Source organism: Burkholderia vietnamiensis LMG 10929 (assembly GCF_000959445.1).
Taxonomy (GTDB): Bacteria; Pseudomonadota; Gammaproteobacteria; order Burkholderiales; family Burkholderiaceae; genus Burkholderia; species Burkholderia vietnamiensis.
On record NZ_CP009631.1, the window covers coordinates 2098518 to 2109926 of the forward strand.

The window sequence follows — 11409 nt, forward strand, 5'->3', positions numbered from 1 at the left end:
AAACCGGAAGAAAGGCGATCAGGCCGCGCCGTCGGGGATGAACACGTAGCCGAGGCCCCAGACGGTCTGGATGAAACGCGGGCTGCCCGGGTCCGGCTCGATCAGCTTGCGCAGGCGCGAGATCTGCACGTCGAGGCTGCGATCGAAGACTTCGTATTCACGGCCGCGCGCGAGTTCCATCAGCTTCTCGCGCGACAGCGGCTGGCGCGGATGGCGCGCGAACACCTTCAGCACCGAGAACTCGCCGGTCGTGAGCGGGATCTCCTGGCCGGACTTCGTCAGCGTGCGCGTCGCGAGGTTCAGCGAGAACTCGCCGAACTCGAACACCTCGGTGGTTTCCGACGGCGCGCCCGGCAACTCGGCCGGCGCCTGACGGCGCAGCACCGCGTGAATGCGCGCGACGAGCTCGCGCGGGTTGAACGGCTTCGGCAGGTAATCGTCGGCGCCCATCTCGAGCCCGACGATGCGATCGACGTCTTCGCCCTTCGCGGTGAGCATGATGATCGGCGTGCGGTCGTTGCTGCCGCGCAGCCGGCGGCAGATCGACAGGCCGTCTTCGCCGGGCAGCATCAGGTCGAGCACGAGCAGATCGAAACGCTCGCGCACCCAGAGCTTGTTCATCGCCGTCGCGTTCTCAGCGACGTATACGTTGAAACCCTGCTCGCCGAGATAGCGGCGCAGCAGATCGCGCAGGCGCGGGTCGTCGTCGACGACGAGAATCTTGGAGGGGTTTTTCGTTTCCATGAGCGGCATCTTATCGCGAATGGGAAATGACGCACGCTTGCGTATTTTCGCGCGTTACAGTCGGTTACAAAATTTACCCGTAGTGTCGCACGGAGTAAAGGCAGGCTATAGAGATTCCTTTACTCGAAGCCGAAATTCGGTAGATACTCCCCTGCACTCCATCTTTCATCTTTGTACGCCCGAATTCGCAGGGTTTTTCAAGTACCAGAGGTAACCGGTTGCCGCGTGACGAAGCGAACAAATCGACCAAAGAAGCGAGGACGGTCATGCGATCTGCCCGGATTGCACTGATGCTGACGATCGCGCTCGCCGGTCCATATGCGTCGAACGTCGCGTATGCGCAGCGCCCCGAGCAGGGCGCATCGTCGCGCAAGCTGTCGCGGGGCAAAGCGCAGTCCGACCACGCGGCCGATTCCACCGGCCGTTCCGCCGTGCCTCCCGATCTCGAACAGCGCCGCCGCGACGGGCACATGACTCCCGAGGAGCGCCACCTGCTGCGCCAGCACATCGAGGACGCCGTCCGCGAGTTGTACAAGCGCTGATCCGCGCATGCGTTGCGCGGTCACGGAAAGATTCCGTAGCAATTTCCCCGTCAACGTGCGCGTCGGTGCTGCCGTTGTACCGGCATCCGCACCGCCGGTGCGCTCCGGGAGCCCCCGACGATGAAAGCGAACGCTGCCGCACCGACATCGCCTGCGATGCAGGCGCCGCTCGACGCCGACGATGCGCTGTTCTTCTTGAGCCGTACCGGCTTTTCCCCCGCACCCGCCGACGTCGCACGCCTCGTCGGCATCACGCGCGCGCAAGCCGTCGCCGACACGCTCGGCAACGTGCGCCGCGACCCCGTGACGACCTGGCCCGACTGGCTCGCCGAGCCGCCGCCGACCCGCGCGCAGCGTCAGGCGCTGACGCCCGAGCTGCGGCGCGACGAGCAGCGCGAACGCAACCGCCGCTACGATGCGCTGCGCGCGGCGTGGGTCAACGAGATGGTCGCGACGCCGTCGCCGCTCACCGAACGCATGACGCTGTTCTGGCACGGCCACTTCACGTCGGGGCAGGACAAGGTCCCGTATCCGCAGACGATGGCCGTGCAGAATGCGCTGTTTCGCCGCGAGGCGCTCGGCAATTTCGGCACGCTGCTGCATGCGGTCGCGAAGGACCCGGCGATGCTGCAGTATCTCGACGGCGTGAGCAACCGCAAGGGGCGCCCGAACGAGAATTTCGCGCGCGAGGTGATGGAGCTGTTCACGCTCGGCGAAGGCCGCTACACGCAGCACGACGTGACCGAAGCCGCGCGTGCGCTGACCGGCTGGAGCGTCGATCCCGATACGCTCGGCTTCGTGGTGCGGCCGGACTGGCACGATACGGGCGAGAAGACGATCCTCGGCGAGACCGGCGCGTTCGACGGCGACGCGTTTCTCGACATCCTGCTGGCGCGTCCTGGCACCGCGCGCTTCATCGCGGGCAAGCTGTGGCGCGAGTTCGTATCCGATACGCCCGATGCGGCCGCGCTCGACGGCGTGGCCGAACGGTTTCGCGCGAGCGGCTATGAGATCCGCGCGGCGCTCGCCGCGCTATGGTCGACCGATGCGTTCTGGGATCCGCGCAATCGTGGCGTGCTCGTGAAGTCGCCGGTCGAGTTCGTCGTCGGGACGGTGCGGCTGTTCGACGTCGCGTACGGCGACCCGCAGATGCTTGCCAACACCGTGCGCACGCTCGGTCAGAACCTATTCTATCCGCCCAACGTGAAGGGCTGGCCCGGTGGTGCGACGTGGATCAACAGCACCACGCTGCTCGCGCGCAAGCAGTTCGTCGAGCAACTGTTTCGCGCGACGGAGACGGCCGGCATGCGCGCGCCGGCGCACGCGATCGCGCAGGCATCGGCGGCGCGCGCCCATGCGCTGCAGCTGATCGATGCGGCGTCTGCCGCCGGCGGGATGCGTGCGGCGTCGGCGAAGCCCGCGCGCGGCGGCTTGCGGTTCGACCTCGAACGCTGGCTCGTGCAGTTTCGTGCGCGACCGCAGGCGATCGCCGGGCTGTCGACCGAACTGCAGTTGCAGCACGCGGTGCTGCAGCTTTCACCGGTCGCTGCGATCGACACGGACTCGACCGGTAGCGCGTATCTCGAGGCGCTGCTGATGGACCCGGCCTACCAACTGAAATGATTCAACCGACGATGAAGTGCAACGCCGGCGCGTCCAGAATGCGCGACGGCGAGCAAAAGGACGTGCGATGAACCGACGTGATTTTCTGACGCTGACCGGCGCCGCGGCTGCGGCCGGCGTGTCGCTGTGGCAAGTGCCTGCGCTGGCTGCGGCCGCGCCGGGGCGGCAGGGCGCGTATGCGAACGTGTTGATCCTCGTCGAGCTGAAGGGTGGCAACGACGGGCTGAACACGGTGGTGCCGTACGCGGACCCGCTCTACTACCAGTTTCGTCGCAGCATCGGCGTCAAGCGCGATCAGGCGCTGCAGCTCGATGCGCAGACGGGGCTGCATCCTGCGCTCGCGCCGCTGATGCCGCTGTGGCACGACGGGCAGCTCGCCATCGTGCAGGGCGTCGGTTATCCGCAGCCGAACCTGTCGCATTTCCGCTCGATCGAGATCTGGGATACCGCATCGCGCGCCGACCAGTATCTGCGCGAGGGCTGGCTCACCCGTACCTTCGCGCAGGCGCCGGTGCCGCCCGGGTTCGCAGCCGACGGCGTCGTGCTCGGCAGCGCGGAGATGGGGCCGCTCGCGAACGGCGCGCGTGCGATCGCGCTCGTCAATCCCGCGCAGTTCATCCGTGCGGCGCGGCTTGCCGAGCCGTCGTCGCTGCGCGAACAGAACCCGGCGCTCGCGCACATCATCGACGTCGAGAACGACATCGTGAAGGCCGCCGACCGGCTGCGTCCGCGCGGCGGGATGCGCGAGTTCCGGACCGCGTTTCCGGCCGGTGCGTTCGGCACGTCGGTGAAGACCGCGATGCAGGTGCTGGCCGCGTGCGAGGCATCGGGACCGGGCGCGCAGGATGGCGTCGCGGTGCTGCGCCTGACGCTGAACGGCTTCGATACGCATCAGAACCAGCCGGGCCAGCACGCTGCGCTGCTCAAGCAGTTCGCGCAAGGGATGAGCGCGATGCGCGGCGCGTTGCTCGAACTCGGACGCTGGAACCAGACGCTCGTGATGACGTATGCGGAATTCGGGCGGCGCGTGCGCGAGAACCAGAGCAACGGCACCGATCACGGCACGGCCGCGCCGCATTTCGTGATGGGCGGCCGCGTGGCGGGCGGGCTGTATGGGGCGCCGCCCGCGCTCGCGCGGCTCGATGGCAATGGCAATCTGCCGGTCGCGGTCGACTTCCGGCAGCTTTACGCGACCGTGCTCGGGCCGTGGTGGGGACTCGATGCGACGCGCGTGCTGCAGGCCCGCTTCGACACGCTGCCGCTGCTGAAGGTGTGAGGCCGGCGGCTCAGTGGCGGCGCGCCGCGCGCCACGCGATCCACAGCTTGCGGATCGGCGTCAGCGCGATGCGCTGATGCAGCACCTGGTAGCCGTCGCGTTCGATTTCGTCGAGCAGTGCGCCGGCCAGCGCGACCTGCGCGCGCAGCGTGCGCTGCGCGCGGCGTTCCGCTGCGGGGATCGCTGCGTCGGCGGCGGTGAGCGCTGCGCGTGCGCGGCTGGTCTGAAACTGCAGCAGCTCGGTGAAGGCGGGGCTGTAGCGACGATTGAGCAGATCGGCCGCGGTCACGTTGTAGCGTTGCAGCTCGTCGATCGGCAGATAAATGCGGCCATGGCGCGCATCGTTGCCGAGTTCCTGCACGAATTGCGCGAGCATCAGTGCGTGGCCGGCGTCCGCGGCCCACGATTGCGGGTCGGCCGGATTCGCGGCGCTCGCGCGTGCGACCAGCGACGCAAACGTGCCGCCGACCTGCGCGATGTAGCGCTGCAGATTGGCGAAGTCGAGATAGCGCGCCTGTTCGAGGTCCATTCCGAAACCGTTGACGAGCGTGCGCAGCGCATCGGTTTCGGCGGCGATCGTCGGATGATGCTGCGCGAGCGACTTCGTGACCGGATGGGTGGGCTCGCCGGCGGCGAGCGCTGCGAGTTCCTTGTGCCACCACGCGAGCTTCGTGTGCCCCACGGTCGGGTCGCTGATTTCCTTGACGGTTTCCTCGAGTTCGCGGCGCAGCGCGAACAGGGCGGTGAGGCGCGGCTCGGTGGCGCGCGGCGCCTGGCGCAGCGCGTAGTAGACGCTGGAGCCCGCGGGGGCGGCCTTGTGCTGGCAGTAGTCGTCGAAATTCACGGGTGGGATCGTGGCGGAGGCAGGTTCGGGGATGCGCGCGGCGGCGCTTGGACGACACGTCGAGCGCGGCATTCTAGCACCGCTGTCCGGCAGGCGCCGGCCGGGCAACACAACGCGGCGGAGATCGGGTAGAATCTCGCGCTCGCCTGATCGGGCGTGCCGGTTTCCGAGCCGGCGCGGGATCCGTGGCTGCGTGCGAGACGCATGTTTGCGTGCCGCGCGGTCAGGGCGACAGAAATGCGCGTGAGTGGCGAAATTGGTAGACGCACCAGGTTTAGGTCCTGACGCCCGCAAGGGTGTGCCGGTTCGAGTCCGGCCTCACGCACCACATATACTCCCAAGCAATCCCATGTTTGGCTAAAAGGCCCCGCCAGTCGAGTACTTGCGGGGCTTTTTGTTGCCAGCGCCGCCCAGCGTTTCTCGTTGACACCCACGAAACAGGGGCATCTTAGGGGGGCAGTTTTCTCTGATCAGGGGCATCGAAATGCCCCCGCGCTCAAATGCCCCTTACCGATGTCGCCGTTCGTGCGGCCAAGCCCCGCGAAAAGTCCTACAAGCTGGCCGACGGTCAGGGCATGTACCTCGAGATCATGCCCAACGGCTCCAAGTACTGGCGGTTGAAGTATCGCATCGACGGCAAGGAGAAACGGATGGCCCTCGGGGTCTATCCGGCGGTCACCTTGCTGGCTGCTCGGAAGGCTCGTGATGAGATCAAGGACCAATTGCGCGCCGGCCTCGATCCATCGCACGAAAAGAAGCGCGTGAAGGCTCAGCGCAGCCTGGACCGTGAGAACTCATTCGAGCCGATCGCGCGGGAGTGGCATCAGCAGAAGAAGGGTGCATGGAGCGAGCGACACGCGGACAGGATCATGAAGCTGCTCGAGCGCGAACTGTTTCCCGCGATCGGAGCGCGGCCGATCGCCGAGATTATGGCGCCCGAGCTGTTGGCGGTGATACGGAAGATCGAGGCGCGCGACGCGATCGAGCTCGCACACAAGACTATTCAGGCAACGAGCCAGATCTTCCGATACGCCATTGCCACCGGCCGGGCAGAGCGCGACTCCGCTCCCGATCTCCGCGGCGCGCTGAAGCCCCGTTCCGTCGTGCACATGAAGCGTGTGAGCGAGGCCGAACTGCCGGAGCTGATGCAGAAGATCAGCGCGTACGACGGCGACGTGCAGACGCGCCTGGCGCTGCAGTTCATGGCGCTCACGTTCGTTCGTACGAGCGAGCTGCGGTTCGCTGAGTGGATTGAGATCGACGAGAAGAAGAAGGAGTGGCGCATCCCGGGCGAGAAGATGAAGATGCGCACGCCGCATATCGTGCCGCTGTCGAAGCAGGCCCTCGAGGTGATCGCGAAACTCCGCGAACTGAACGGCCACAGCCAGTTCCTGTTCCCGAGTCGGTCGAGCTCCAAGAAACCGATGAGCGAGAACACGATCCTGTACGCCCTGTACCGGATGGGCTACCACTCACGGATGACGGGGCACGGCTTCCGGGGCCTCGCGTCGACTATCCTGAATGAGCACAATTTCAACCGAGACTGGATCGAGCGCCAGCTCGCACACAGCGAGCGCGACGGCGTCCGGGCGGCGTACAATCACGCCGAATACCTGCCCGAACGCCGGAAAATGATGCAGTGGTGGGGCGACTATCTGGCGGGCCGCAGTACGATTGTTGAGAGTGAACCGGTGCCGTCCGGCAGCGCTACGTCACAATGAGCCGAGATCGGGGATCTCGGGGTAACTCTGTCTGATGTCAAACAAGAATCCATACAGCGACCGACAATGGTTGACGACCTTCCGAGCGACGAGGCGCGGGCGATTATCGCGCTCATAAAATTCGGCGATCCCGGTGAGTGGGACTGGTCTCCTGAGCTTTGGGGAACCGCAAACTGTGCTTTCGGCGTGACGGACCATGACGGGAAGCGAATTCAGGGCGTTACGGCTGACCTGCTCGTGAAGTATGGGCAGCGACCGCCTTCCTCGCATTTCTTGTTCATCATCTACAAGCAGGAATTCAGGGCTAGGCGCCGCGTCTATCAGCTTGACCTTCTTCAGAATGGGCGGAAGAAGGTGGATCCACATCGAGTGTCCCACGAACACATCGGGCGGGATCGGGTTCCCGGTGACGCAGCTTGGCAGCAATACAGTTACGAGGACGCCTTGAAGTTGTTCTGCACAAGGACTAATCTGACTCTCTCCGGTGAGTTGCCGGACCCATATGTTCTTCAATTGCTATGACCACGAACCTTTGCCAAGACATCTGCGGGAAGCTCGGCTTCGGCTGCGAGACGCTGGCGGCCGAGGACGGCGGCATCATGGCGCTCGATACACCCTTCGGCTTCTCTGACGGGACACCCTTCACCATCTATGCCGAACACCTTAATGGCATGGTGAGATTCTTTGATTCGCAAGAAACCCTTTTTCATGCGATGGGAAGAGGCATCCGGTCGTTTCAATCGAGAAAGTACCAGTCTGTAAGATCTCTGGTTTCGAAGTACGATGTGCTCGTCAGCGAGTCAGGTGAGATTGAATCGTACGTGCAGGACTCGAAGATGCCGGCAGGCTTCGCTCGCTATGTGAGTGCGTTGTTGGACGTGTCAGATTGGGTCGACGAAAACGCTGGCACCGATTTAGCGGATAAGCAATCCAGGCTCGTGCAAGAGGCTCAGTTGTATTTGACGGCGATTCACCCGGACACACCAGCTGTGAAAAGTACTGTTCGAGCACGTGGGATGTCAGGGAAGGAGTACGGATTCGACTTGATGCAAGGTGAAACTCAGATCGATGCCATTTCAGCGCATCCGGCAGCCGCCGCATCAGAGCTCTACAAGTTGGTCGATCTTCGTGGCAAGACGCTAACGGCTGACATGTCGATCATTGTTGTGATCGACGACCGTGGATCGATCGATCAAGCTGACAAAGAGGCTTCGGTACTTGGTCAGTATGCCGAAACATGGCCAATGCGGCGCCTTATTCACGCGGCATCAACAGCGACACCAATTCGTCACTAACCGTGATTCCTGCCCCGCCCCCGAGCGGGGCTTTTCACATCTGACCGGCTGCGTGATGATGATGCCGTTACGCGACCCGGAGTGCTCCATGCCTGCGATCAAACTGCGCATCCCGCGCGAAGACGTCTTCGAATTCAACGGCGATCTGTCTGCTTGGTCGGCCACCAGCGGCGTCGATCCTAAACTGGCTGTCGGCACCCAGATGCAGACAACCAACCCTTCGTCGCCAACCCTGTACTTGGCGTTCGTCGACGAACGATTCTTCGAGCAGTATCCGCGGTGGCGCCAGTTCGTCGAGCATTGACCGCCGGTCCGGGCCACAGCCTCCTGGCACGTCTCATATCGATGCCGCCGCTATAGCTCGCTAGTATCGCCGCCCGTAGCCCTCGCGATACAGCGTTGCGCCGATCGATGTCAGCAACGCAATGTCTTCTTCCCCCAATGTATCCCAGGTGGCCGCCAGCCAACCAGCGAAACCGGCACAAGCGTGGTCCAGATCGACCGCTGCCCGTCCTTCGGCATTCAACCGCTCGAAGATCGTGATGACGTCGTGTGGGGTCATGGCTTCCTCCCGGTGATAATCAAAGCGTAGGTGTTCGATGGCCGTACGCTCGGAAAAGGTGAAGGAGCGCGCCCTACTTGCGGCAATGCGGATCCTGGATCAGTGCGAGGCGGCCTAAAAGCTCGTCCACTTGGATTTCGAAGACCCTGTTTCGCACGGGCTGCGTGCGGAGCTTGGTGAGCTTGTCTCTCCAGTACGCCGGGTCGTTCACCGACGACTTGTTGACGAAGGCATGGTGCGCTTGCTCAAGTAGTCCGATCGCTCGCCTTATATGTACCAATTCGCGTTCTGCTTCGCAGTACCAGCTCATATTTGCCGCCTTCTGATGATTTTTGTCGTGACTTGCTGTACCGCGAGAGCCTTGGGCTACTCAAAGACAACGCGCGAGCCGATCTCGAACTGTGCTGTCGTTGCACAGCGCGATGCGAGGTGAGGGGCAAACGTGGCGCGCAAGCAGCGCGCGACGCAGATTTGGGGAGGGGCGAGCGGTCAATCTACAATTGGGTGCTCGGTTCAACTCATCATACGCGCATCGCTCGTCAGGCAGCTGCTTTATTTCTCGGCGATGAGAGGCGGCCCGTCGTGATCCTGCGGCCGGATGACCGGGAGACTGACAGTGTCGAACGTCGAGGCGCCGCGCCGCTCACATGCAGTCCGCGAGCGCTAGACTTTGATGCGCTCAGAGACCTCCTCCTGATAACCTACAGGCACAAACAAGTCGCGATAGCGTCTGTAGATCGGGCGTTCAAAGTAGCGATATACAAGCGTCTACAAGGTCAACACGACCGCAGCAAAGGCTGCAAAGCGGATGTACGGATTGGCGATCTTCATCATCCCGAGGTAGACGCCCAGCGTGATCATCGGAAAATGAACGAGGTAGACCGAGTAACTGATCTCGCCCAGCTATTTCATGGGGCGGCATGAGAGGATGCGAGCAACCACGCTTCCAGACTGCGACACGCTAAAGATGAGGAAGGGCATAGCGGCAAGCGCTTCAAATTCGATGTTGCCGCGTGCGTCGCCGTAAATGACGTAGACGATCCCTGGAGTTGCCCCTGTAACTCAGGACACGCGGACACCGTTAGGTTGATGACACCGCATTACACCTGAACTCGCGAGGCGAGCGGTATTTCAGGGCTCTGTGCGGGTGGCGCTCATTGTAGTGTTCAACGCGATAGCCAGACGCGAGAGCGCTGTTGGTGCGTCAGACTTGTCCATATAGGCGACGTAATTGTGCTTCATGGTCTTCACGAACGATTCGGCCGTGCCATTGCTTGTGACCTTCTTCGCGTGCTTCCTTCTTCTGCTCCGTGCGCCCGGACCCGATCCAATCCCAAGCGGGTACCAATCCGGGCGCGCCAGGTGCCAACCGCGGGCGCAGTTCCCATTCTTCGACTGGCTTCAGACTCTTGCGCATGTATGTCACGCGCTGGCGAGGAATGCCGGTCTCGGACTCAAGTTGCTCGTCCGTCAATCGTCGTCCGCGGCATGCGCTCCGGATCGTGCGCAGATCTTCGACGCGCGGCGTGCGCAGGTCGATGCATTCCTCGTGTACGCGCCAGGTGTGCGGGACCGGGATCACGGTGTACTCGGCAGTATTGGCGTGCGAGCAGGTCAGCCGGTCCATCGTCATCGGGCATTCCACGAATACGAGTACGTCCGCCGGGCCGGCCCGGTCGGAATACGTGTAGCGATCCAGCAGCACGCCACCGCGGTCTCGCCACCTCGCCAACTGCCCATCGCTTGCTCGATCCCACCATGCCCACACGTAGACGGGCAGATCGGCGATCGACGCGCTCCTGAAGAACACGGGCTTGATCGTCGCGTATCCTCGATTCACGAGGATATGGGTGTAGCCGCCAAACGCTTTTCGGATCGATTGGCCGACGTCGGTGGTCGTGAAATAGCGCACGGGCGATCCTTAAATCGGCTCGCGCTGCAGGCTGCGGACAAGCATGGCGGCATCACGGCAGACCTCGATCGGGATTCGCGGATTTGCGACCACATCTCGCACGAACTTCCCGAGGAGAATGACGGCCGAGACGTCATTTCGAATCGGCTCGACGCTACATGTTGGTTCGCCGCCACATTGCTTCATGTTCTTCATATGCGGTCCCCGCCGGTTGTGCCGGATCACCGTCCCAAATTGCAGTCAAAGTGTCCGGGGGCACATGTGGGGGCATGCAGAAAATACGAACTCGCTGAATCCCAATAGCGTAAAGGAAAGGTGAACCGAATGCGGTTCCGGCCTCCTCTTGGGGTGCGCCGCAAAAAAGCGCTGCCGGTCTTCCGATCGCAGCGCTTTTTTCATTCCCACGCCGCATCCCCGCCCCGCGCCCGCCTAATCCCAGAAGCTGCGCACCGCGACCGCCACGATCACCGGCACCGAGAACACCAGCGGAATCGCGAAATACTGCGCTTCGCGATCGACGAACCAGCTGTAGATCAACCATCCTGCGCCGATCGCGAACGTGATCAGGCCGACCAGTACGGCGACGATATTCAAAACCAGCTTCGACGGCTGGCGGCGCGCTTTGTCGTTGCTGTCGGGGTCGCGCGGGGACGAGTTCATCTGAGGAGCGGCTGAGCCAGGCAGGGTTAAACGCACAGGAGACCGCATCCGCGCGGATCGCGCAAGGGCCGAGGCATCGCGGCGGTGTATCGTTGGTAAGCGCGCGTGACGAACCGAACGACGCGGCCCGCCCGTCCGGCAGGGCCGCTGCACGATCACAGGGCAGGGCGCCGCGTCTGCGACGTCGAAGCGCCCGCATGCCACCACGCCCCGACGGGAGACGAAGCAGC

14 protein-coding genes, 1 tRNA gene and 1 pseudogene are annotated in these 11409 nt (G+C 63.4%); 8 read left to right on the forward strand and 8 right to left on the reverse strand.

Annotated features, from left to right (window positions below; all coding sequences use genetic code 11):
• Positions 1-18: 18 nt before the first annotated feature.
• A complete protein-coding gene (gene ompR / locus AK36_RS19580; protein WP_004192636.1) occupies positions 19-753 on the reverse strand; it encodes an osmolarity response regulator transcription factor OmpR in 735 nt (244 codons plus the stop codon).
• 257 nt (positions 754-1010) lie between these two features.
• On the opposite strand from ompR, the gene AK36_RS19585 reads away from it, so the two are divergent.
• The 3 genes from AK36_RS19585 (at position 1011) to AK36_RS19595 (ending at position 4185) form a co-directional block, all read left to right on the forward strand.
• Positions 1011-1286 (forward strand): hypothetical protein, encoded by a 276-nt coding sequence (locus AK36_RS19585; protein ID WP_011885086.1) that lies wholly within the window; start codon positions 1011-1013, stop codon positions 1284-1286.
• Between the two features lie 120 nt (positions 1287-1406).
• Positions 1407-2909 carry a DUF1800 domain-containing protein gene (locus AK36_RS19590; protein WP_045578997.1) on the forward strand — a complete coding sequence of 501 codons (1503 nt, stop codon included), beginning with the start codon at positions 1407-1409 and terminating at the stop codon, positions 2907-2909.
• Between the two features lie 67 nt (positions 2910-2976).
• A complete protein-coding gene (locus AK36_RS19595) occupies positions 2977-4185 on the forward strand; it encodes a DUF1501 domain-containing protein (protein ID WP_034195334.1) in 1209 nt (402 codons plus the stop codon).
• A 10-nt stretch (positions 4186-4195) separates the two neighbouring features.
• Here AK36_RS19595 and hpnD read toward each other — a convergent pair whose 3' ends face one another.
• Positions 4196-5029, reverse strand: coding sequence for a presqualene diphosphate synthase HpnD (gene hpnD / locus AK36_RS19600; protein ID WP_045578998.1), 834 nt, complete (start codon positions 5027-5029; stop codon positions 4196-4198).
• Between the two features lie 241 nt (positions 5030-5270).
• Between hpnD and AK36_RS19605 the strand changes: the two genes are divergently transcribed.
• From AK36_RS19605 to AK36_RS19625, 5 genes are all read left to right on the forward strand, one after another.
• Positions 5271-5357: transfer RNA gene (locus AK36_RS19605), tRNA-Leu, on the forward strand.
• A gap of 172 nt (positions 5358-5529) precedes the next feature.
• Positions 5530-6750, forward strand: a complete 1221-nt coding sequence (locus AK36_RS19610; RefSeq protein WP_045578999.1) for a tyrosine-type recombinase/integrase — start codon at positions 5530-5532, stop codon at positions 6748-6750.
• 66 nt (positions 6751-6816) lie between these two features.
• Complete coding sequence (locus AK36_RS19615) at positions 6817-7272, forward strand: hypothetical protein (RefSeq protein ID WP_045579000.1); 456 nt, start codon at positions 6817-6819, stop codon at positions 7270-7272.
• Positions 7269-8045: a DUF1828 domain-containing protein gene (locus AK36_RS19620; RefSeq protein WP_034195337.1), complete on the forward strand. Its 777-nt coding sequence runs from the start codon at positions 7269-7271 to the stop codon at positions 8043-8045. The genes AK36_RS19615 and AK36_RS19620 overlap by 4 nt, the downstream gene beginning before the upstream one ends.
• A gap of 88 nt (positions 8046-8133) precedes the next feature.
• Positions 8134-8349, forward strand: coding sequence for a hypothetical protein (locus AK36_RS19625; RefSeq protein ID WP_045579448.1), 216 nt, complete (start codon positions 8134-8136; stop codon positions 8347-8349).
• Positions 8350-8409: 60 nt separating this feature from the next.
• Here AK36_RS19625 and AK36_RS19630 read toward each other — a convergent pair whose 3' ends face one another.
• From AK36_RS19630 to AK36_RS19645, 6 genes and pseudogenes are all read right to left on the reverse strand, one after another.
• Complete coding sequence (locus AK36_RS19630) at positions 8410-8607, reverse strand: hypothetical protein (protein WP_014723174.1); 198 nt, start codon at positions 8605-8607, stop codon at positions 8410-8412.
• A gap of 73 nt (positions 8608-8680) precedes the next feature.
• Positions 8681-8917: a hypothetical protein gene (locus AK36_RS19635; protein ID WP_034195338.1), complete on the reverse strand. Its 237-nt coding sequence runs from the start codon at positions 8915-8917 to the stop codon at positions 8681-8683.
• A 771-nt stretch (positions 8918-9688) separates the two neighbouring features.
• A pseudogene (locus AK36_RS31440) lies at positions 9689-9882 on the reverse strand (integrase core domain-containing protein); the annotation flags it as partial.
• Complete coding sequence (locus AK36_RS19640) at positions 9812-10519, reverse strand: hypothetical protein (RefSeq protein WP_174479788.1); 708 nt, start codon at positions 10517-10519, stop codon at positions 9812-9814. The gene AK36_RS19640 and the pseudogene AK36_RS31440, both read right to left, overlap by 71 nt.
• A 9-nt stretch (positions 10520-10528) precedes the next feature.
• The gene (locus tag AK36_RS33100) at positions 10529-10714 is read right to left on the reverse strand and encodes a hypothetical protein (RefSeq protein WP_060081548.1); all 186 of its coding nucleotides are present in this window, start codon (positions 10712-10714) and stop codon (positions 10529-10531) included.
• Between the two features lie 234 nt (positions 10715-10948).
• Complete coding sequence (locus AK36_RS19645; RefSeq protein WP_034195339.1) at positions 10949-11179, reverse strand: membrane protein; 231 nt, start codon at positions 11177-11179, stop codon at positions 10949-10951.
• Positions 11180-11409: the final 230 nt, after the last annotated feature.